Here is a 21,543-nt window from a genome sequence, read left to right on the forward strand (position 1 = left end):
GGCGGAAACAGTTTCTTTTCGCATGACAGGTTGATGTCAGGTTGGCGTGTTTAGGTGTGGAATAATCTGTGCCGCTGAGCGGCCGGTTGTCAAATGGGAGGACACAATGACAACATTTAACCTGGGCCGTCGGGCCCTGATCGCAGCTGTTGCAGCAATTGGTCTGGTTGGACCTGCCGCTGCCGAAGAAGTCGTGGACAGCATTCACTTTCTGATCCCCGGCGGCGCCGGCGGTGGCTGGGATGGAACTGCACGCGGAACAGGCGAAGCACTGACCAATGCAGGTCTTGTGGGCACAGCGTCCTACGAAAACATGTCGGGCGGAGGCGGTGGCAAGGCCATCGGTTTCCTGATCGAAAACGCAGACAGCAACCACGGCACACTGATGGTCAACTCGACGCCCATCGTGATCCGTTCGCTGACTGGCGTGTTCCCACATAACTTCCGCGATCTGACACTGGTGTCGGGCACAATCGGCGATTACGCAGCAATCGTTGTGGGCAAAGACAGCCCGATCAACTCGATGGCCGATCTGCTGGCCGCCTATGACGCTGATCCGGGTGCTACCGCGATCGGTGGTGGCTCGGTTCCGGGCGGCATGGACCACCTGGTTGCCGCAATGGTCATGGAAGCCGCGGGTAAAGACGCACTGGGCGTGAAATACATCCCCTACGACGCCGGTGGTAAAGCCATGGCGGCCCTGCTGTCGGGTGAGATCGCCGCCCTGTCGACTGGTTTCTCGGAAGCTGTCGATCTGGCCAATGCAGGTGAGGTCAAAATTATCGGTGTAACATCGGAGGAACGCGTGGATGCCGCACCGGACGCCCAAACCATGAAGGAACAGGGCATCGACACCACCTTCGTGAACTGGCGTGGTTTCTTTGCAGCCCCCGGCCTGCCCGAGGACAAGCTGGCCGCTTATCAGGCCGCCATCACCAAGATGTACGACACCCCTGAGTGGGAAGAAGTCCGCGCCCGTAACGGATGGGTCAATATCCACAACTCTGGCGCCGATTTCGAAGCGTTCCTGGAAGATCAGGAGCAGCAGATCAGCGACCTGATGAAGAAGCTGGGCTTCCTCTAAAGCTATCTACGGCAGAGCGTTTGGTCGCTCTGCCGACCCTAAGAACGAAAAAAGGGAGGGGACATCATGGCGCTGGATCGCTGGATCGCGCTTATTTTGCTGGGTGTTTGCCTGACATACGGGTACGCCGCCTGGTTCACGATGGATGGAAGTCTTCCTCCTTTCATGCAGAGAAACCCAATCTGGCCCAGCACGTTTCCCAAAGTGCTGTCGGTTTTGGGCGCGGTCGCCTGTGTAATCATCCTGCTTGGCCTTGAGAAAAGCGAAGTCAAAGAGGCCGACATCGATTACCGCCGGTTGGGAGAGTACCACCTTGGTCAGGCAATCTCGCTGTTGGTGCTGATGGTTGTCTACGCCCTGTGTCTGCGTCCGGTTGGTTTTCTGATCTCAACCTCTGCTTTCCTGATCCTCGGGTCTTTTATTCTGGGCGAGCGCAAGTGGCACATCATGCTGCCGGTGGCGTTCATCGCAACCGGAGCCGTCTGGTATCTGGTTCAGGAAGTTCTTGGTATTTACATGCGCCCCCTGCCGGGCCTGTTCGGAGGCTGACATGCTCGAAGGACTGTTGATCGGCCTGCAAACGGCATTCTCAATTCAAAACCTTCTGATGGTCATCGCGGGCTGCCTGATCGGCACGTTCATCGGCATGCTGCCGGGTCTAGGCCCAATGTCGATCATCGCGATCATGATCCCGGTCGCGATCTCGATGGGCGATCCATCGGCTGCGCTGATCCTTTTGGCCGGTGTCTACTATGGCGCGATCTTTGGCGGATCGACCTCATCCATTCTGCTCAACGCGCCGGGGGTCGCGGGCACCGTTGCTTCAAGCTTTGACGGCTATCCGATGGCCCGACAAGGCAAGGCGGGCAAAGCGCTAACCATTGCCGCGATCGCCAGTTTCGCGGGCGGTACGCTGGGCGCGGTGTTGCTGATGATCTTTGCGCCGGCTTTGTCATCCGTGGCGCTGTTGTTCCACTCTGCCGAGTACTTCGCGCTGATGGTGGTCGGACTTTCCGCCATCGCCGCCTTTGCTGGTTCGGGGCAAGTGGCCAAAGCCATCATCATGACGACCTTGGGGTTGATCATGGCGACAGTCGGCGAAGGTGCGCTGTTCAACCTGCCACGCTTCACAATGGGGATCATGGACCTGCAATCCGGGTTTGGCTTCATCACGCTGGCCATGGCTATGTTCGCCCTGCCCGAGGCCTTGTTTCTGGTACTGAAGCCAAAAGACCTGAAGGGCGACGACGGAGAAATCAAAGACTTGCGCGTGACCAAAGACGAGGCAAAGGCAATCGCTCCGGTCATTGGTCGCCAATCCGTGCAGGGCTTCTTTATTGGCGTCCTGCCCGGTGCGGGCGCGACCATCGCAAGCTTCCTTGGCTACGCGGTTGAACGAAACATCGCTCCCAAGGAAGAGCAGGAAGAATTCGGAAAGGGTTCGATCAAGGGCCTAGCAGCGCCCGAGTCTGCGAACAACGCAGCCTGTACAGGGTCGTTTGTTCCCTTGCTGACACTGGGTATTCCCGGGTCAGGCACAACAGCAATTCTGTTGGGTGCCCTGATAGCGTTGAACGTGACACCCGGACCCAGGCTTATGATTGACGAGCCCCAGATCTTCTGGGCGGTGATCATGTCGATGTTCATCGGCAACCTTGTGTTGTTGATCCTGAATCTGCCGTTGATCCCCTACATTGCCAAAGTTCTGGCGGTGCCGCGCAACTATCTGATCCCGTTCATTTTGTTCTTCACACTGATGGGCGCTTATATCGGGCAAAACAACGCTACCGAATTGCTAATCCTCGTCGGTTTCGGGGTATGCGCAACCGCATTAAAGTTCGCGGATTATCCACTAGCCCCCTTGCTGATCGGGTTCATTCTGGGCGGCATGATGGAGGATAACTTTGCACGCTCGATGCAGCTCTATGACGGCATCGCCTTTATCTGGGAACGCCCGATGACCCTGGGGCTGCTCGTGATTGCGGTTCTATTGGTGCTACTGCCCAGCTATCGCGCGCGTCGTGCGCGGGCACGGGCAGCGGGCGTGGCTGATGGGGACTGAACCGCTCAGGGGTGTTCGGGTCCTTGATCTGACAAACGTGCTGGCTGGCCCGTATTGTTGTTACCAGTTGGCCCTGATGGGGGCTGAGGTAATCAAGGTCGAACGCCCCGGCAGTGGTGATCTGGCGCGTGTGCTTGGGGCTGATCCTGACCGGAACAAAGCCGGTATGGGGGTCAGCTTTCTGGCGCAGAACGCTCAGAAGAAATCGATCACGCTGGATATGAAGTCCCGCCGGGGCAAGGTTCTTCTGAAGCAACTTGTGAAATCGGCCGATGTGTTGATTGAAAACTTCCGGCCCGGTGTCATGAACCGGCTGGGTCTGGGGTATGAGGTTCTGCGTGCCGAAAACCCCGCCTTGATCTATTGCGCAATCAGCGGGTTCGGACAGGATGGACCGCGCCGCGGTGACCCCGCTTACGACCAGATCGTACAGGGGATCAGCGGGGTCATGTCGATCACCGGCGCAGCGGACACAGCGCCCTATCGTGTTGGCTATCCCCTGGCCGACACCGTGGGGGGGTTGACGGCCGCCTTCGCCGTGAGCGCCGCGTTGAACGCAAATCCACGTGGCGCATTTTTGGATATTGCCATGTCTGAGGCCGTGATCTCGACCATGGGTTGGGTTGTGTCCAACTACCTTGTCGGCGGTGTAACGCCCGGTGCGCATGGCAATGAGAACACGACCTCGGCACCCTCCGGCACGTTTGCCACATCTGACAGCCCGATCAACATCGCAGCCAATCGCGATGAGCAATGGCAGGCCCTCGCCCGGTACCTTGGTCGCGAGGACCTGCTGAATCACCCGGATTTTGCAACGCGCGAAGATCGCAAAAGAAACCGCCACGTTTTAAGGGATGAGTTGGAGAAATCCCTTAAATCGCGTCCCGCAAGCGAGTGGGTCAGCGCGTTAAACGGCCTCGGCGTACCCACGGGGCAAGTTCTGACAGTCCCCGAAGCGTTGGCGGACGAACAACTCTCTGACCGAGGGCTAATTGGAACTCTGCACGTGCACGGAGAGGACATGCAGCTGGCTGGCAGCCCTGTGGTGATGGACGGGCACCGAAACATGCCACAGGCCGCGCCGCCAAAACTGGGCGCAGACAATGCTGTGATCTGGTCCGAACTTGGCTTGTCTGCTGACGAGATCGAAGACCTGGCTAAGGATGGAGTGATATGAATGATGTTTCCGACTGGTGGCGCACCTCCATCATCGATATGGAACCCGGACGCATTGCCTTGCGGGGTGAACCTATTGAGGGGCTGATCGGCAACCTGAGCTTTGCCGAAATGATCTGGTTTCTGGTCCGCGGCGACCGCCCCTCACCCGCTCAGGCCAGTCTTTTCGAGGCGGCACTGGTTGCCGCCGTGGATCACGGACCACAGGCACCGTCCATTGCGACGGCTCGGATGGCTGTAACCTGCGGTTTGCCATTGAACAACGCGATGGCCAGCGCAGTGAACATGCTGGGCGACGTCCATGGTGGGGCCGGTGAGCAGGCGGTTGAGCTGTATCACTTTGTCAGGTCCCACGCGGGCGGGATCGAAACCGGAATTGACGACTGGATCGAAGAACGCGGAAAGATATTACCGGGTTTTGGTCACCGGTTTCACACACCGACTGATCCACGCGCACCCCGGTTGATGGCTTTGGTCTCAGATGCGGTGGAACGCGGCGCGTGTGACGGACATTTCCGCAAAATAGCATTGGATATCGAAGCTGAGCTTGCACACCGTAAAGGCAAACCCGTCCCGATGAATATCGACGGCGCTACCGCCGTTATCTACGCTGAGCTTGGGTTCGAACCCCCGCTTGCGCGAGGGTTGTTCTGTTTGTCACGGTCAGTTGGAATACTGGCACATGCATGGGAACAGATGCAGCAGGGCGGCCGCAACAAAGGTCCTACACCACCGAAATATCGCTGGACGTACGATGGGATGGCACCCGAGGGATAGGGCCTCAGGCCTGTTTTTCGACTGGGGGTTCTACGTCAGGCCGAACAGGTTCCGCATCCAATTCGATAACCTCGGGTTCAACGGTTTCCTCAACCTCATCCACTTCGACCTCAGCTTCCGCTTCGCTGTTGTCTTCCAGCGCGCCAACGATCAAAGGCAGCATGTGAACACCCGTCGCGCTTGCGATTTCCGGCGTCTGCGGTGTCTGCCAGCTGAGCGTGTCAAAGCTGCCGCAATTCTGACAGACCGGTGCCCACTCGGGCTGGATGTCATGACAATTATCGCAGACCCATTGCGGCCCACGCGGAGCGTTCAACGCCTTGGCCAGCCAACCCTGCACGACCGTGTCTGAAGACCCCTCGCCCCGTTCAATGGCGGCCATCAAAGTGTAACCGCGCGCATCGGCTTGTTTTTCGACCACATCGCCCAGCGCCCGGCGCGCCTCGGGGAAGTCTTCGGCAACAATGTTCAACTCCGCCAGAATAAGACGGGTTTCCATGTTTTCGGGGTGAATGCGGGTCAGCGCCGTAAAGCGTTTGATACGTTCATGTGGCGTTTCATCCGGCGCAATCTCGGCAAAAACATGGGCCAGATCGGGGTGCGGTTGCACCTCCCAAGCTTTTTTCAGGATCTTCGTCGCATTGCGCGGTTTGCCTTTTTCGATGTAAGCGCGCGCTGCCATTGCCGCCGCAGGAACCAGATCAGGAGACAGGCGGTTGGCCTCAATCGCGCGTTCCTGCTGTGCGACCGTAGCATCTTCGTCCAGAATCCCTTTGGCCTCGGACAGGGCCAGCACAGCGTCGCGGCGCTTGAACACGTCGCGCGGCAGGTGACCTGATTTTAGCTTGGCGGTAAGTGTCGACCGCGCGCCTGCCCAATCATGCGCCTTGGTTTGAAGGCCTAGCAAAATATCCTGTGTTTCCAGGTGGCGCGGTTTCATAGCCAACGCCTTTTCGGCCAGCTTGCGCGCTGTATCATCATCGCCTTCGGCCAGCTTCTGTTTCATGATGCCACGCACCCCGACAAAGCGGGTCGCGTTGTTTGTCACCAGTTTTTTGTAGGTATCCGCCGCCTTTTTGGTATCGCCGTTCATCTCGGCAGCCTGGGCCACCAGCAGGTTTGTCAACTCGGGTTTATTCAGCAACCGTTCCGCCTTGGTCGCCTTATTCAACGCCACGCGCCCTTCGCCCGAGGCCAGCGCCATCAGACCATCGGCCAGTGCCTGATAGCCGCGCTTTTCGCGGCTGCGGTCGAAATAGCGCGACAAAGCGGTCTCGTCCCCGTTCAGGAAATGAAGTGTCGCAATCAGAAGCGTTAGCAGCTTGAAGAACAACCAGATCGCAAACACCAGAACGCCCAGCGCGATGACCGATTGCAAGGGCCCCAGCGTGTATTCCGTTCCGCCAGCCGTGATCTGCACACCACCGCTGGTCTCCATAAGCAAACCTGCACCCACGGCCAGAAGACCGATAATCGCAACGAAAACTAAAATCTTAAACAGTGACCACAGCATGGCAGGTCCTTCAGTTCGAGTTCACGCTAGGCTGAATCGCATTGGCGGCATCCACCGCGGAAACCCGCGTCTGAGCGGCCTGCTCCCAATCAGCCATCGCTGCCTGCGCCGCTTCGGGCAGGGACTTAAGTTCGGTTAGGGCCGTTGCGACGTCGCCGCTGGACAGGGCCGCTTCGGCGCGCGACAGGATCGCATCCGGGCCATCGCCTTCTTGTGGGGTAACTGAACGTGCCCCGGTCTGCCGCTGCAGGAACGCTACCAAGCCGGTGGTCTTATCCGCATCGCGCGCTTCCGCCAACGCGGTTCGCGCCGCAGGTGAGAACGATGCCCGCAGCGCCGAAACGGTTGCAACGCCCTTATCCGCAGGGCCGGAGAGCGCTTCTGGCACATCGACGCCACCAGCTTTCAGTTCCGCAACTAGGTCCGAATAGGGCTGGCCAGCGTCCAGTTGACCATGCAGGCGCGACAGGACCGCAGCGTTGGTCGCGGCCAGAGCCTCGGCCGACGCTTTCGCCTCGAGCGCTTGCGCGTCCGAAACCATCTTTTCCACCTCGGCCCGCTGCGCCGCCAGTGAATCCTGTAGTTTTTTCAACTCGGCCTCAAAGGCGGCAGAAGCTGCAGGTGACGCACCTTGAGTCAGCGCCTCGCTTTCGATTTTACTCAGTCGGCTGGCCATCGGGTCAATTTTGCCCGTCAGCCCGTCGACACTGGATTTCAATGTGTTCAGTTCCGCGCCAAGTGGGGTGACCTGATCGGTCAGCGCCGCAATCTTGCTGTCGATATCAGAGGTGTCCGACAGGGATTTCGTCAGCGCCTCAATCTGGCTGGATTGATCGTTCAGCTTTGCTTCAAGCGTCGCAAGCGCGTCCGCGTCACCAGATTCAAACAAGCCCGCGCTGCCTGCTGCAAACCCGATCCCCGCCGCGATTACACCACCCAGCAAAGCGGGGACAAATCCGCCGCGGCGTTCTTCCTGCTGCGATTTTTCAGGGTGCATGTCTTGCGGCGGTGTCGCGTCTTCAACCTTGGCCGGTTCCATGGCGGCTTCGGCTTCGGCTTCGGCTTCGGCTTCGGCTTCGGCTTCGGCTTCGGCTTCGGCTTCGGCTTCGGAAAGGACCTCTTCTACCGGTTTGTCCGCGTCAACAGGCATCTCGTCATGCTGCGAAGTGAACTCAACCGCGTCGTCCGATTTGGGGTCTTCCACCGGCTTTTGATCGGTTTTTTTCTTACGAGCCACCGCGATGTTCCCCTTATCGAATCCGATTTAATATGAATAACAGGCCACTCTAAGTTAATCAGTGGTCTCTCCACGCTCAACCCGCATCGCGTGTTTCACTAGCTTTTTCACGGCTTTCCGCATTTTCTTTGGTGTTGGCTCTTTGGCGATCTTCAGGCGCTCATAGTCCAAGGAATAAAGGGGCTCGGCGGTCGCTGCACTGATGGCGCCCAGCCACAAGGGTGCCGAGCCGGTCCAGATTTCGGCAAATTGTCGCGCCGTTCTGGGCGAAAACAGCGGTGCAATCACGGGCCTGTAACCAGCAGCCGCGGCCGCTGCTTCGGATGTCAGCGGTAACAATCGCTGCTGATAGACGACCTGTTCGTGAACTGTCAGGCCCGATTCGGTCAGTCGTCCGGCAATATTGCCCCGGCTGTGTTCGCCCCGCAGATGCAGCAACGGGCTTTCGGGTCGGTGTTTCAGCAGGTGGGCCACCAGCTCTTCGGCGGTGTTACCTACCATTTTCGCGTCCCACCCGACCCGTTTGGCGGTTCCGGTGGTCGCGGGACCAACGCAATAGGCAGGCAAATCAGGTTTGACGCCAAGCGACGCAGCGGCATTGACTGAGTTGGCAGAGGTAAAAACCAACCCACGAATACCGTCCGTTTCCACTGCAACCCTCAGGGGTCGGATTTCAAGGATTGGAGAATAGATGACGTCTACCCGTGACCTGACGCGGGTCGGCAGCTGCGCGACAAACCTTTCAGAGGCGGCGCGAGGGCGGGTCATCAACAAATACAATAGCGGGGCCTTCGGCCTTGGGATTGTTTGCGTCCGCGCAGGGTGATACCCCGCTTGGCAGTCATGATGCAACGGATCAGACCTATGGTGCAAACACTTACCGTTCTTGGATTGGAAAGCAGCTGTGATGACACGGCCGCCGCCGTTGTGCGCCAATCCGATGGTGCGGGTGCCCAAGTGTTGTCATCCATTGTTCACGGCCAGACGGAGCTACACAGCGCATACGGTGGGGTCGTGCCGGAAATCGCTGCGCGGGCCCATGCCGAAAAGCTGGATACATGTGTTGTGCAGGCGTTAAAGGCCGCTGGCCTGACGCTGGCCGATATGGATGCGATTGCCGTCACCGCAGGCCCAGGCCTGATCGGCGGGGTCATGTCCGGAGTCATGTGCGCAAAGGGGCTGAGTGCCGCGACCGGCCTGCCCCTGATCGGTGTGAACCACTTGGCCGGTCATGCTCTGACGCCCCGGTTAACGGATGACATCGCGTTTCCCTACTTGATGCTTTTGGTTTCCGGTGGGCATTGCCAATACCTTATCGCGCACGGTCCGGAAGAATTTACCCGGTTGGGCGGAACCATCGATGACGCGCCCGGCGAGGCGTTCGACAAGACCGCGCGCCTGCTGGGCTTGCCTCAACCTGGTGGCCCTTCGGTTGAGGCTGAGGCCAAGGCGGGTGATCCCAAACGGTATCGCTTTCCCCGACCTCTGCTGGATCGACCGGGATGTGATCTGTCCTTTTCAGGCCTAAAAACCGCGCTGATGCGGATGCGGGATCAGATCGTTGCCGAAAAATGCGGGCTGACCCGTCAGGACCGTGCCGATCTATGCGCCGGGTTTCAGCAGGCAATTGTCGACACGCTGGCCGAAAAGACCCGACGCGCTATTGACCGCTATCTTGAGGAAAACCCGGCAGATCCGGTCATTGCCGTCGCTGGTGGAGTTGCCGCCAATTCCGCCATTCGGTCCGCGTTAGAGACGGTTTGTGCCGAGAAGGGCGCGCGGTTTACCGCACCGCCGCTCAACCTGTGCACCGACAATGCCGCCATGATTGCCTATGCAGGAATGGAACGATTTCGCGCCGGCGCGCGTGACGGGCTGGACCTGACGGCGCGCCCTCGCTGGCCCTTGGACAAGACCAGTCCTGCGATGCTTGGCGGCGGCAAGAAAGGGGCCAAGGCATGAGTGTTTCCGTTCTTGGATCTGGGGCCTTTGGGACAAGCCTGGCCATTTCACTGTCAGGGAATGGACCGGTTACGTTGTGGTCTCGAGATCCAGATCAGGCCCGACAAATGCAGGACAGTCACGAGAATGCCCAGCGCTTGCCTGGCGTGAGTTTACCAGATGAAGTCGCGGTAACTTCGAACATCAATCAGGCGGTCGAGGCCGATGCCTTGCTGATGGCTGTACCCATGCAGAAATTGCGCGATGTCCTGCAGGAACATTCCTCGGCTCTGGCCGAAAAGACCTTGGTTGCATGTTGCAAGGGCATTGAGCTTTCATCTGGTCTTGGCCCTATTTCAGTCATTCAACAAACGATCCCGAATGCGCGACCTGCCTTGCTGACCGGGCCCAGCTTTGCCGACGACATCGCGCGTGGGCTGCCAACCGCGCTGACCTTAGCCTGCCCCGATGAGGCACTTGGCCGGAAGTTACAGGAAGAACTGACAACTGCGAACCTGCGCCTTTACCGCACGAGCGATGTGATCGGAGCCGAATTGGGCGGCGCGTTGAAGAATGTAATGGCCATAGGATGCGGTGCTGCGATCGGGGCGGGTTTGGGTGACAGCGCCCGCGCCGCCCTGATGACCCGTGGGTTTGCCGAGATGCAGCGCTTTGCGCTGATGCGCGGGGCGCGGCCCGATACACTAATGGGGTTATCCGGCTTGGGCGATCTTGTCCTGACTTGTTCTTCGGAACTATCGCGAAACTATCGCTTTGGCCTGTCATTGGGCCATAATGTCCAATTTGATTCCCACACCACTGTCGAAGGCGTCGCAACTGCGCGTGCCATGACAGGAATTGCCTCCGCCGAAGGTTTGGACATGCCTATCAGCACAACGGTGGCAGACCTGAGCAGTGGCGCCTACAGTGTGACCGAAGCCATTCAAACACTGCTCAACCGACCCTTGAAGGAGGAATAGAATGCTGATCGCCCTTATCGCCCGTGACAAAGACGGTGCGCTGCAAACCCGGCTGGACAACCGCGCGGCCCACCTGGCCTATATCGAGGAAACCGGAGTCGTTTCGCAGGCCGGTCCGTTGCTGGATGGGGATGCAATGATCGGGTCGCTGATCATTCTTGAGGTCGAGGATATGGCCGCAGCGCAAAACTGGGCGGACAATGACCCCTATGCCAAAGCCGGGCTATTCCAGTCGGTTGACCTGATTGCCTGGAAAAAGGTCATAGGCTGATGGCTTACTGGCTGTTCAAATCCGAACCATCGACCTGGAGCTGGGACCAGCAGGTTGCCAAAGGGGATGCGGGCGAAGAATGGGACGGCGTGCGTAACTATCAGGCGCGCAATTTCATGCGACAGATGGCGGTCGGCGATCGCGGATTCTTCTACCACTCGCAAAAGGACAAGGCGATTGTCGGTATTGTCGAGGTCTGCGCCGAAGCTCACCCAGACAGCACCACAGATGATGAGCGTTGGGAATGCGTAGATATCAAAGCGGTGCGCCCATTCACGACGCCGGTGACCCTGGATCAGATCAAGGCTGACGAACGTCTTGATGACATGGTGCTAGTCAAGAACTCACGCCTGTCCGTTCAGCCGGTCAGCGAGACGGAATGGCGGGTGATCTGCAATCTGGGTCAGACTGAGGCGGATTGAATAATGGGAAGGCCCTGGCGAATGCAGAACCTTCCCTACCCCGCGTGCTCCCTACTCACCACACGCGTATGGAAATTTTGGCTCTGACCGTCCTGGTCACGTTCTGACACTAACCGATCCTTGCGGTGCAGTTCAAACGGCAAGTACCTAAAATTGAAAACGCCCGCCAGGAATCCGACAGGCGTTTCTTAGTGGTTTAATGGGTCAGCCGTAAACGGCCTCTTTGCCGAAATGCTTGGTCAGCATGTAATACACGACGGCGCGGTACTTGTTGCGCTCGGACATACCATAGGTCTCAAGGGCCTTGTTGATCGCTTCCATCAGTTCCGGTCCGTCCGCCAGACCCAGCTTTTTGATGAGGAAGTTGTTCTTGACTGTTTCCAGCTCACCTTCCTGAGTTGCCGCGACGGTCGATGCGTCGGCGTCGTAGATGGCAGGGCCACAGCCGATTGTGACTTTGGTCAGCAGATCCATATCTGCGTCCATACCGCATTTGGACTTCAGGTCCTCGGCGTATTTTGCGATCAGCTCGTCGCGTTTTCCCATGGTTATCTCCTGGTTGAAACTCGTTTTTTGGCCATACCAGCGCCGCAAACACGGTAACGGGCGAGCGAGATTGCACAAAGGGAAAAATTAGCGGCATTCCCCCTAAACCCTGCCCGTCTGACCTGAGGCTTGATTTTGACTGCATTTTTATTTAACAATATTGTTAAATATATTGTTCATTCCGCTTGAAGGAGGCCACAATGCCCGTGTCGCTACCCAACGAAAGTTCGCAATACAGAACCGCGCGTAACGCCCTGCTGTCGGCCGAGACCGAACTGCGGGCTCAGGTTGAAAATGTTGCACAGCTGCGTCGGAATCTGCCCAAAGGCGGGGCACTTCCGCAGGACTATGCATTCCGATCAGAGCGGGGTGCACCGGCATCGCTGTCGTCCCTCTTTGGATCACATGACACCCTGGCTATTTACTCGCTTATGTACGGACCGGATGCGCAAGCGCCTTGCCCGATGTGCTCCGCCTTTCTCGACGGTTTAAATGGACAGATCGCCCATATTTCCCAGAAAATCGCCTTTGCGGTCGTGGCTCAAAACACGTGTGAAACGCTGGCGGCTCTAAAAGCGGATATGAAATGGCGTGATCTGCCACTCTATTCTGCGCTGGGCACAGATTATCAACGCGATTATCTGGCCGAGGCCGAGGATGGAAGCCAACTGCCGATTTTAAACATCTTTCAACGCGATGAGGACGGCATAAGCCATTTCTGGAGTTCCGAGCTGTTCTTTGAGCCCAGCGACTGGCATCCGCGGCACGTAGATGCGGCATGGCCGCTGTGGAACATTCTGGATTTCACGCCACAGGGACGCGGAGATTTCTTTCCGTCACTGCGTTAAACAGCCACCGGGCTGAATTATCGGCAATACCCCCAACCCGGACCTTGCAGATGGAAATGGTCAGCGTGCAAACGATTGAAATCCGGTCCCAATACGACACGAAACCAATCACAGGCACCGTGCCAGATCTCGCGCAGAAATGCAGCCTCGGGTCCTTCGGTGCCCCAGTCCGATAGCAGATTCAGGCTTCGCCCATCAGCCAGTTGCACTCCAACAATATCGATGGAATCCGCCGTTGCATGGCTGCTCCACCCGCTGAACTTCCCTTGCGCAGTTCGCATCTGACGGCAATTGTAACTTCCAACATGCCGCAACCGGCTTACCTGTGTGCCCAGCAGATTTTGGGCTGCAGGCTGAACCACGTGATATTCCCACATGGTCAGCCGCAAGGTGGTGGTGCAACTGGTTTCAACCGCTTTCACTTTCGATGTCACCAGAGCAGACAACCGGCCACGTCCTGCTATTCCGCAATTCTCATCCACAACCAGATCTTCCATCGCTTCGAAATTCACACCAGCTTCGGCCAAAACAGCGCGGCACTGTTCTTCGTTCGCCAGCGCGCGATTGAGTTGAAACCGTGTGACCGGCGTGACCGGCGCGTTTACTTTCAACTCTCGCAGGGGGTTCCAATACGATGGCACGGGTGTTTCCGGATGCGCCAACAACCACCACCCGCCCCCTCCAAACAGGATGGCCGCTACCGCGATACTGAAAACAAAAGACGCCGCCGATAACAGGAATCGGCGGCGTCCGGAGTGTTTACTCATGCGTATTCAGCACTCAATAGCGGTAGTGTTCCGGCTTATAGGGGCCTTCGGGCTTCACGCCGATATAGGCCGCCTGCTCATTGTCCATCTGGGTCAGCTTCACACCGATGCGGTCCAGATGCAGACGCGCGACCTTTTCATCCAGGTGCTTGGGCAGGATGTAAACGTCGTTGTTGTATTCTTCACCTTTGGTGAACAGCTCGATCTGCGCCAAAACCTGGTTGGTGAATGATGCCGACATCACGAAAGACGGGTGGCCTGTGGCGTTGCCGAGGTTCAGCAGACGGCCTTCGGACAGCAGGATCAGACGATTGCCCGAGGGCATTTCAATCATGTCCACCTGTTCCTTGATGTTGGTCCACCTATGGTTCTTCAGGCTGGCCACCTGAATTTCATTGTCAAAGTGGCCGATGTTGCCAACGATAGCCATGTCCTTCATCTCGCGCATATGCTCGATGCGGATCACGTCCTTGTTGCCAGTTGTGGTGATGAAGATGTCAGCCGACGCAACTTCGTCTTCCAGCAGGGTGACTTCAAAGCCGTCCATCGCAGCCTGCAGGGCGCAAATCGGGTCAACTTCGGTCACTTTCACACGCGCACCGGCACCGCGCAGCGAAGCGGCCGAGCCTTTGCCCACATCACCGTAACCGCAGACGACGGCAACTTTACCGGCCATCATGGTGTCGGTGGCGCGACGGATACCGTCGACCAGCGACTCCTTACAGCCGTATTTGTTGTCGAACTTCGACTTGGTGACCGAGTCATTCACGTTGATCGCCGGGAACGGCAGTTGACCGTCTTTGACCAACTGATACAGGCGGTTCACACCGGTGGTGGTTTCCTCGGACACACCCTGAATCTGGTCGCGCATCTTTGTGAACCAACCCGGCGATGCCGCCAGACGCTTGGCGATCTGCGCCTTGATGACTTCTTCTTCCTCTGAGGTCGGAACAGCGATGATGTCCTCTCCCGCTTCGGCACGAGCACCCAGCAAGATGTAAAGCGTCGCGTCGCCGCCATCGTCCAGGATCATGTTCGGGCCTTCGGGGAACAGGAAGGATTTGTCCAGGTAATCCCAGTGCTCTTCCAGCGTCTGACCTTTGATTGCGAAGACCGGGATACCAGCCTCAGCAATTGCTGCCGCCGCATGGTCCTGGGTCGAGAAGATGTTGCATGATGCCCAGCGCACATCCGCACCCAGTGCGACCAGCGTTTCAATCAGAACAGCGGTCTGGATGGTCATGTGCAGCGAACCGACGATACGCGCACCCTTCAATGGCTTGCTTTCACCGTATTCCGCACGCAAAGCCATAAGGCCCGGCATTTCGGTTTCGGCGATATTCAGTTCCTTGCGGCCAAAACCGGCCAATGAGATGTCTTTGACGATATAGTCCCCGGCCATCAGGTGCTCCATTCCGGTAAATCACAGTCCGGGCTGCCCCTAACATTCCTTGGGGCAGGTGGCAATGTGGATGGCCGGAAAGGGGATGAACCGTCTGCTTAAATCAACTTGGTTCACCCTTTAACTCTATCTTTGGTATCGCTTCAAAAAAATCTGTGCCAACGGCGACAATACAACTAATGCCGTTCGCCTGGGTCACCAGAACTGTATAACTTCCGGTTTCCTTCGAGGTCCAAACCTCCATAACAGCACTAGCGCCGCGTGTTTTCTGCAATCCGCCAAAGACCAGCTCTTCTGAATAGCTGCTTTGCAGTTTGGCAACCACGTGTTCGCGCTGTGCACAGCTTTTGGCGAAAGCGGGCGGCGCTGTGGCTGCCATGCCGAAGGTCAGGGTTATAGCAAATAGGCGTTTGAACATAACATGCTCCTTTCGATACGCGTTTCAGTACGAGAGGGGCACAACTGAAAGGAGTACGCCCCCCTCAGTCCATATGTCGGGATCAAATCGTGCAGGTTCAAAGCACGAAAGCTCAAGAATTTGTTGGCAGCCTGTGATCCAGACAGGTACATCATAACATAAAAACGCGAACTCAACGTGTCCTACTTCACAAGGCATGGCATAATGGCAACACAAGCACGAGCATGGCAACGAATGTTGTCCGGTCGCAGGCTCGACCTGCTGGACCCGACGCCGGTGGATATCGAGATCGAAGATATCGCGCACGGTCTGGCCTTTGTGGCGCGCTGGAACGGGCAAACCGCTGGCGATTATGCCTATTCCGTGGCCGAGCACTCCCTACTGGTTGAAGAGCTTTTCGGCCGGATTGCACCCAAAGCACCCGTGAAGTGGCGATTGGCCGCGCTGTTACACGATGCGCCGGAATATGTGATCGGAGACATGATCTCACCCGTTAAATCCGCCGTTGGCCCGGATTACGGTGCGCTGGATGACCGTCTATCAGCGGCGATTCACATCCGGTTCGGATTGCCCGCAGAGGTGCCGAAATCGGTGAAACGACAGATCAAGAAGGCCGACAAAATCAGCGCTTGGATGGAGGCAACGCAGATTGCAGGGTTTTCCGAGGCCGAAGCGACAAAGTTCTTTGGTCGCCCGGACAAGGCAGTGATGGAGGGGTTGGCGATCACGTTACGCCCGCCAATTGAAGTGCGGCGGGCGTATATGGAGCGGCATGGAGTATTGCTGACTCGGCTTTAGCCGAATACGTAAAAACACAGTTTGTTGCCGTCCAGATCACGAGCATAGGCACCGTAGAACCGATCGGGGACGCGCTGCCCGGGTTCTCCTTCATCTGTAGCTCCTAGGCTTATTGCCTTCTCGTAAAGCGCCTTAGCCTCATCCTTGGAGTTCGCTGCAAAAGCAACCATTCCGCCGTTGCCAGTCGCGCAGGCTTCGCCATCATAGGGTGTGCAAACGGCAAGCATCGGAGCCGACGGGTCATTTCCGATGAAAGCGATGCGACCAGCGTCGATCACAACTTTTGCGCCCTTGTCCGCAAACAGTGTCGTGTAAAAACTCTTGGCGCGTTCCAAATCCGAAACACCGATGGTCACATAGCCGATCATTTAGGATATTCCTGTTTTGCAATGGTTTTTCGTGGCGAACAGTCTGAGTCAGAGATCAGATTGGCAAATCACGAAGCGGTGACTTAACTTGGTGCAGACAGCTCAACATTGGGACTTGGGGCACTTTTCATGTGTTTCTACTAGGAGATAGCTTTGAAGAGCTGGTACAGGCCCAAGTATACTACCAGAGCGACCAGCACCAGCAGTGTCAGAACCCCGATAAGATGATATAGGAATTTGAGTTTCTCGGCGTTGAACTCGCTAATATCAAAAGGCTCGGAAGAAGGCCGCGGACGCCATTGCGCAAAGCAGCCAGGAAACACCGCGACAAAGCTGTGAACCACCCCGGTCACTGTCAAAGCTGAACAAACTACCAGTCCCAAAAGACTCGCTGACACTCCTGAAACTGTCCAATGACCATTCCAAGAGTCGGAAACAACCATCACCACAATAATCAATGAAATCGACCAGATTGAACCCATAACAACAGCCCCTAAGCGTTGCGGAACTGTTTCAGGGGCTGATCGGGCCAAAACCTTTAGCAATTCAGGACGGTTACTTTAACTACCGTGGGCTGCGCTTCGCCAAAATCCGCTGCAATGTCCTGCGGTGCATGTTCAGCCGCCGTGCAGTCTCGGAAACGTTCCGATCACACAACTCATACACCCGCTGGATATGCTCCCAACGCACACGATCCGCGCTCATGGGGTTTTCCGGGGGCGGGGGCAGTTCGTCGCCCTTGGCCAACAGCGCATTGGTGATGTCGGTTGCGTCGGCGGGTTTGGACAGATAATCGGTTGCTCCGATTTTGACTGCTGCGACGGCAGTGGCGATGGCCCCGTAACCGGTCAGAACTACAACCCGGCTGTCAGGGCGTTTCTCGCGCAGCACTTCGACCACATCCAGACCATTGCCGTCCTCAAGCCGCAGATCAACGACGGCATAGGCAGGTGGGCGGGCGGTGGAGATTGCGCGTCCAGCTGCGACGGACCCTGCGGTTTCAACCTCGAACCCGCGTTTTTCCATCGCTTTGGCCAGACGTCTCAGAAACGGTTCGTCATCGTCCACCAAAAGCAGGGTTTTATCGGGGCCGATGTCGAGGTCAGAGCTGTCCGCCATATTCTGTTCTTTCCGCTATTTCACGCTTTTGGCCTGACCATGAGTAATAGCAGCGCCATCCCAAAGGTCAAACAACCCGTCACGTTCTAGATCTTGTCCAGAAAACAGCCGACCTTGTCGGCCATCTGTTCACCTGTGTCGTCCCGATTGAAAAACTCAATGAACCCTTCTTCGGGCGTGACCAGGTAGGTAAAGGTCGAATGGTCGACCAGATAGTACTCATCGCTTTTATCATGGGCCTTGTAGTAGGTCTTGTAGGCTTTGCTGGCTGCCTTGACCTGCTCGGGCGTGCCGGTCAGCGCGATTGTTTTGCCACCCAGGTTAAAGGCATAGTCCGCTACCACCTCGGTCGTGTCACGGTCAGGGTCGATTGAGATGAACAAGGGTGTCACTGACTGTCCGCGTTCGGCCAGAATGTCCACGGCCTCCGCATTGCGGGACATGTCGAATGGGCAGACGTCGGGGCAGAAGGTATAGCCGAAATAAACAAGCGTCGGCTCGGTGATCACATCCTTGTCGGTAACCGTTTCGCCCTTGCCGTTGATCAGCTCGAACGGGCCACCAATTGCAGCTGTGCCGCCCGCGATCTGACTGGTCCGACATTGCGCGAATTTGTCGTCCGATCCGGCACCGCGCGTCAACAACCACATGGCACCCAGGCCAACGGCCAGTACAACGGTTGCAAGGATGGCATAAAGACGGACCATGTCATCAATCCTGATACAAGAGGGGTTGTTGATCGTTTCGGCCGGGACACCTATCAAGAAGCGCAGCCGATGCAACAGGACATAATCGACCGATGGCAAATTCCAACATCACATTTTGGCGCAGTCAGGAACGCAGTAGCTGGATTCGACTGCGCACCCTGATCCTGTTGCGCTGGGTGGCGATATTCGGCCAGATCACGGCGATCACCGTCGCACAGCGAACCTATGACATCCAGTTGGATGCAACGCTTTGCTATCTGGCGATCGGGGTGTCGGTCATGGGGAACCTGACCGCGATCCTGCTGTTTCCCCGAAACAAGCGTCTGTCCGAATTTGAGAACTTTCTGATGGTGTTGTTCGACCTGTTGCAGCTGACCATTTTGCTGTACCTGACCGGCGGTTTGAACAACCCATTCGCACTGCTGTTGGTGGGTCCTGTCACTATTTCCGCCAGCGTCATGAGCACCCGATCTACGCTGATTATAGGCGGCGTGGCCATTGCCCTGACAACGCTTCTGGCCGAATTCCACTTGCCATTGCGGACCGCACTGGGTGCCGAGCTGGACATCCCCGATATTCTGCTGTTCGGGAACTGGGCTGCTATTGTCATCGCAATCGTCTTTCTGGGCGCCTATTCGCATCGCGTCAGCTCAGAAGTGCAGTCCATGTCCGAGGCCCTGGCCGCCACCCATATGGCCCTTGCGCGCGAGCAAAAACTGACTGATCTGGGCGGTGTGGTCGCCGCCGCCGCGCATGAGCTGGGCACGCCTCTGGCAACGATCAAACTAGCCAGTTCCGAGTTGATCGAGGAACTGGATGATCGACCCGACCTTATCGAAGATGCCGCCCTGATCCGCGAACAGGCGAACCGCTGCCGGGATATCCTGCGGGACATGGGCCGGGCCGGCAAAGACGATCTGCACTTGCGGCAAGCCCCGCTTTCGACTGTGGTGCACGAGGCAGCCGAGCCGCATATTAACCGGGGCAAGGCCGTACATTTTTTTGAAGGACCTGCCGAGGATGGCGATGTCCAGCAGCCCTCGATCCTGCGCAAGCCCGAGATCATCCACGGCCTTCGCAATCTGATCCAAAATGCAGTGGATTTTTCGCGCGACAATGTCTGGGTCGAGGCCGAATGGTCAGCCAAACAAATCACTGTCAGCATCATGGATGACGGTCGTGGATATCCGTCTCAGATGATTGGCCGGATCGGCGACCCTTTCATGCGCCGTCGTCGCAGTGAAACCGATAAAAGAGCGCGCCCGGAATATGAGGGCATGGGCCTGGGTCTTTTCATAGCCAAAACGCTTCTGGAACGCAGCGGAGCAGAGCTGGATTTCGCCAACGGCTCGGACCCATACCAAACCTTGTCGGATAATCCCGAACGCCGAGGCGCGATCGTCAAGGTGACTTGGCCGCGTAACCTTGTGGATGCGCAAACTGGTGACACGCCCGTGCCTTCGGGCGTCAACCAGCGTTTCCAAACCTGATCTGACGCGAGCCCCCTCTGGTTAAGAACCCGTTAACCATTAAGGCACATAGTGCGGCCTAGTGGTTTCGCGCACCGGAGGGCGCATGGTCGACTGGATTATTCTGGCCATCATCGGCCTTGTTTCTGCAAGCCTTGCAGTGCAGTGGCTGTTGCCCCGCCGGCGAGATCGCGGAGACAACTTCGGTCTATCGTCGCCCGCGTCGCTGTTTGATGCAGTATTTCTGTTTGATAGGGATCGGCTGATCAGCCACTCGGACATCGCATTGGAAGGTTTCGAACAAGTTCGAGATTGGGCCGATTTATGCCGGCTGCTACACAGGGACTTTCCAACATTCCCAGAAACACCTGACCGGGTTCAGCGTGAAGGCAATCTGGTCATCCCAGCGATTGATTGCACGGTCGAACGCGACGTTTTTTGCGAATGGATTGATGGTATTGTTCGTGTTCAACTGCGCGACCGGACCGTGTGCCCGACGATAGTCCAGAGCACTTCAAATGACCCGAACCGCCTTGCTATGGAAAAGGCGCCCTACCCTGTATGGCTGTCGGATCATCAGGGCAATGTGCGCTGGTGCAATGCCGCTTACGTCTCATTAGTTCGGAAAGTACGGGATCAGGACACAGACCTGACCGCGCCCTTGTTTCCCGTCCCGGATGACGACCAAAGATTAAGCGCAAAGGCCCGGGTCTCAATTTCCTCGGAGTACAGTGAAAATAAGCTCTGGTTCGATCTGACATTGGTTGATCACCCCGAGGGTCATCTGTCTTACGCAGTGGACATCAATGCAATCGTCGATGCGGAGACAGCGCAGCGAAAATTCGTTCAGACTATGACCAAGACCTTTGCGCAACTGTCCATCGGCTTGGCTATTTTCGACCGCAATCGACAACTGGCGCTGTTCAATCCAGCCCTGATCGAACTGACCACCCTGCCCCCGGATTTCCTCAGTTGCCGACCCAGCCTGTCCAGCTTTTTCGATCGCCTGCGGGATCAGCATATGATGCCCGAACCCAAGAATTACCGAAGCTGGCGCAGTCAGATGAATGACCTTCTCGAAGCGGCAGAGGACGGGAATTATCAGGAAACATGGTCCCTGCCCTCGGGCTCGGTCTATTCCGTCAGCGGACGCCCGCACCCGGACGGCGCAGTCGCATTTTTATTCGAAGATATCACTGCCGAGATCACGCTGACCCGCCGGTTCCGGTCGGAAATGGATCTGATGCAATCCATTCTCGACAAACTGGCCGATGCCATCGCCGTCTTCAGTGACGACGGAACGCTGGCTCTTACCAATTTCGCCTACCAACAGCTTTGGGGTGACACAGGTGACACAGGCTTTGAGGCTGACACTGTTCTCGAGGTGACCAAAGGTTGGCAGGAACACTGCACCGCTACGCCAATCCTGGGTGAAATTCGCGAGTTTGTTGAGGCGCGGGAAAATCGCGCTGAATGGTCTGGCGTGATTTATCTGCGAAACGGTATCCAGGCGCTATGCACGGTCAACCCGATGCAGAATGGGGCCACTATTGTTCGTTTCTCAGTGGATCGAGACATCGTGATACGGCAAGAGGCGCAGCAAATCAGCGCCTGAAGCGGGTTGCAGCCAACCGGGCA

General features: G+C 57.1%; 24 protein-coding genes. 13 read left to right on the forward strand and 11 right to left on the reverse strand.

All coding sequences use genetic code 11. The features are described from left to right. Window positions 1-106: 106 nt before the first annotated feature. From GOW92_RS19965 to GOW92_RS19985, 5 genes are all read left to right on the forward strand, one after another. Window positions 107-1,084: a tripartite tricarboxylate transporter substrate binding protein gene (locus GOW92_RS19965; RefSeq protein WP_170563901.1), complete on the forward strand. Its 978-nt coding sequence runs from the start codon at window positions 107-109 to the stop codon at window positions 1,082-1,084. Window positions 1,085-1,150: 66 nt separating this feature from the next. Continuing rightward, a complete protein-coding gene (locus GOW92_RS19970) occupies window positions 1,151-1,633 on the forward strand; it encodes a tripartite tricarboxylate transporter TctB family protein (RefSeq protein WP_170563904.1) in 483 nt (160 codons plus the stop codon). Window position 1,634: 1 nt separating this feature from the next. Further along, complete coding sequence (locus GOW92_RS19975) at window positions 1,635-3,146, forward strand: tripartite tricarboxylate transporter permease (protein WP_170563907.1); 1,512 nt, start codon at window positions 1,635-1,637, stop codon at window positions 3,144-3,146. Continuing rightward, window positions 3,136-4,323, forward strand: a complete 1,188-nt coding sequence (locus tag GOW92_RS19980) for a CaiB/BaiF CoA transferase family protein (RefSeq protein ID WP_170563910.1) — start codon at window positions 3,136-3,138, stop codon at window positions 4,321-4,323. Before GOW92_RS19975 ends, GOW92_RS19980 begins: the two co-directional genes overlap by 11 nt. Next, a complete protein-coding gene (locus tag GOW92_RS19985; protein ID WP_170563913.1) occupies window positions 4,320-5,099 on the forward strand; it encodes a citryl-CoA lyase in 780 nt (259 codons plus the stop codon). The genes GOW92_RS19980 and GOW92_RS19985 overlap by 4 nt, the downstream gene beginning before the upstream one ends. Window positions 5,100-5,103: 4 nt before the next feature. Here the strand turns inward: GOW92_RS19985 and GOW92_RS19990 are convergent, their stop codons facing one another. From GOW92_RS19990 to GOW92_RS20005, 3 genes are read right to left on the reverse strand one after another with little or no spacing between them, the layout of a single operon-like run. Further along, window positions 5,104-6,612, reverse strand: coding sequence for a heme biosynthesis protein HemY (locus GOW92_RS19990; protein WP_170563915.1), 1,509 nt, complete (start codon window positions 6,610-6,612; stop codon window positions 5,104-5,106). 10 nt (window positions 6,613-6,622) lie between these two features. After that, window positions 6,623-7,849 (reverse strand): COG4223 family protein, encoded by a 1,227-nt coding sequence (locus GOW92_RS19995; protein WP_254453101.1) that lies wholly within the window; start codon window positions 7,847-7,849, stop codon window positions 6,623-6,625. A 54-nt stretch (window positions 7,850-7,903) separates the two neighbouring features. After that, the gene (locus GOW92_RS20005) at window positions 7,904-8,617 is read right to left on the reverse strand and encodes a uroporphyrinogen-III synthase (protein ID WP_170563920.1); all 714 of its coding nucleotides are present in this window, start codon (window positions 8,615-8,617) and stop codon (window positions 7,904-7,906) included. 96 nt (window positions 8,618-8,713) lie between these two features. Here GOW92_RS20005 and tsaD point away from each other — a divergent pair, with 96 nt between their 5' ends. From tsaD to GOW92_RS20025, 4 genes are read left to right on the forward strand one after another with little or no spacing between them, the layout of a single operon-like run. Continuing rightward, window positions 8,714-9,811 (forward strand): tRNA (adenosine(37)-N6)-threonylcarbamoyltransferase complex transferase subunit TsaD, encoded by a 1,098-nt coding sequence (gene tsaD, locus GOW92_RS20010; RefSeq protein WP_170563922.1) that lies wholly within the window; start codon window positions 8,714-8,716, stop codon window positions 9,809-9,811. After that, the gene (locus GOW92_RS20015) at window positions 9,808-10,770 is read left to right on the forward strand and encodes an NAD(P)H-dependent glycerol-3-phosphate dehydrogenase (protein WP_170563925.1); all 963 of its coding nucleotides are present in this window, start codon (window positions 9,808-9,810) and stop codon (window positions 10,768-10,770) included. The genes tsaD and GOW92_RS20015 overlap by 4 nt, the downstream gene beginning before the upstream one ends. Before the next feature lies 1 nt (window position 10,771). Beyond that, window positions 10,772-11,041, forward strand: a complete 270-nt coding sequence (locus GOW92_RS20020) for a YciI family protein (RefSeq protein WP_170563928.1) — start codon at window positions 10,772-10,774, stop codon at window positions 11,039-11,041. Next, window positions 11,041-11,463: an EVE domain-containing protein gene (locus tag GOW92_RS20025; protein WP_170563931.1), complete on the forward strand. Its 423-nt coding sequence runs from the start codon at window positions 11,041-11,043 to the stop codon at window positions 11,461-11,463. Before GOW92_RS20020 ends, GOW92_RS20025 begins: the two co-directional genes overlap by 1 nt. Window positions 11,464-11,667: 204 nt before the next feature. Here the strand turns inward: GOW92_RS20025 and GOW92_RS20030 are convergent, their stop codons facing one another. Continuing rightward, on the reverse strand, window positions 11,668-12,009 hold the full coding sequence (locus GOW92_RS20030) for a DUF2853 family protein (protein ID WP_170563934.1): 342 nt from the start codon (window positions 12,007-12,009) through the stop codon (window positions 11,668-11,670). Between the two features lie 200 nt (window positions 12,010-12,209). On the opposite strand from GOW92_RS20030, the gene GOW92_RS20035 reads away from it, so the two are divergent. Further along, window positions 12,210-12,857: a DUF899 family protein gene (locus tag GOW92_RS20035; protein ID WP_170563937.1), complete on the forward strand. Its 648-nt coding sequence runs from the start codon at window positions 12,210-12,212 to the stop codon at window positions 12,855-12,857. Between the two features lie 17 nt (window positions 12,858-12,874). Here GOW92_RS20035 and GOW92_RS20040 read toward each other — a convergent pair whose 3' ends face one another. The 3 genes from GOW92_RS20040 to GOW92_RS20050 all read right to left on the reverse strand — a co-directional run bounded on the left by GOW92_RS20040 (window position 12,875) and on the right by GOW92_RS20050 (window position 15,444). Beyond that, window positions 12,875-13,624: an extensin-like domain-containing protein gene (locus tag GOW92_RS20040; RefSeq protein WP_170563940.1), complete on the reverse strand. Its 750-nt coding sequence runs from the start codon at window positions 13,622-13,624 to the stop codon at window positions 12,875-12,877. A gap of 13 nt (window positions 13,625-13,637) precedes the next feature. Then, a complete protein-coding gene (ahcY, locus tag GOW92_RS20045) occupies window positions 13,638-15,026 on the reverse strand; it encodes an adenosylhomocysteinase (RefSeq protein ID WP_170563943.1) in 1,389 nt (462 codons plus the stop codon). 103 nt (window positions 15,027-15,129) lie between these two features. After that, the gene (locus GOW92_RS20050) at window positions 15,130-15,444 is read right to left on the reverse strand and encodes a hypothetical protein (protein WP_109313839.1); all 315 of its coding nucleotides are present in this window, start codon (window positions 15,442-15,444) and stop codon (window positions 15,130-15,132) included. A gap of 204 nt (window positions 15,445-15,648) precedes the next feature. On the opposite strand from GOW92_RS20050, the gene GOW92_RS20055 reads away from it, so the two are divergent. After that, window positions 15,649-16,242: an HD domain-containing protein gene (locus GOW92_RS20055; RefSeq protein ID WP_170563946.1), complete on the forward strand. Its 594-nt coding sequence runs from the start codon at window positions 15,649-15,651 to the stop codon at window positions 16,240-16,242. Here the strand turns inward: GOW92_RS20055 and GOW92_RS20060 are convergent. From GOW92_RS20060 to GOW92_RS20075, 4 genes are all read right to left on the reverse strand, one after another. Continuing rightward, the gene (locus GOW92_RS20060; protein ID WP_170563949.1) at window positions 16,239-16,610 is read right to left on the reverse strand and encodes a VOC family protein; all 372 of its coding nucleotides are present in this window, start codon (window positions 16,608-16,610) and stop codon (window positions 16,239-16,241) included. The two genes, GOW92_RS20055 and GOW92_RS20060, sit on opposite strands and share 4 nt — an antisense overlap. 140 nt (window positions 16,611-16,750) lie before the next feature. Then, window positions 16,751-17,092 (reverse strand): hypothetical protein, encoded by a 342-nt coding sequence (locus GOW92_RS20065; protein ID WP_170563952.1) that lies wholly within the window; start codon window positions 17,090-17,092, stop codon window positions 16,751-16,753. An 82-nt stretch (window positions 17,093-17,174) separates the two neighbouring features. Next, window positions 17,175-17,729, reverse strand: a complete 555-nt coding sequence (locus tag GOW92_RS20070; RefSeq protein WP_058275167.1) for an ActR/PrrA/RegA family redox response regulator transcription factor — start codon at window positions 17,727-17,729, stop codon at window positions 17,175-17,177. A gap of 86 nt (window positions 17,730-17,815) precedes the next feature. Next, on the reverse strand, window positions 17,816-18,436 hold the full coding sequence (locus tag GOW92_RS20075; RefSeq protein WP_170563955.1) for an SCO family protein: 621 nt from the start codon (window positions 18,434-18,436) through the stop codon (window positions 17,816-17,818). A gap of 92 nt (window positions 18,437-18,528) precedes the next feature. Between GOW92_RS20075 and regB the strand changes: the two genes are divergently transcribed. Together regB and GOW92_RS20085 are read left to right on the forward strand one after the other, a co-directional pair. Further along, on the forward strand, window positions 18,529-19,926 hold the full coding sequence (gene regB, locus GOW92_RS20080) for a sensor histidine kinase RegB (protein WP_170563958.1): 1,398 nt from the start codon (window positions 18,529-18,531) through the stop codon (window positions 19,924-19,926). A gap of 85 nt (window positions 19,927-20,011) precedes the next feature. After that, window positions 20,012-21,520, forward strand: coding sequence for a PAS-domain containing protein (locus GOW92_RS20085; protein ID WP_170563960.1), 1,509 nt, complete (start codon window positions 20,012-20,014; stop codon window positions 21,518-21,520). Window positions 21,521-21,543 lie beyond the last annotated feature (23 nt).

The organism is Ruegeria atlantica (genome assembly GCF_013032505.1).
Classification (GTDB): domain Bacteria; phylum Pseudomonadota; class Alphaproteobacteria; order Rhodobacterales; family Rhodobacteraceae; genus Ruegeria; species Ruegeria atlantica_F.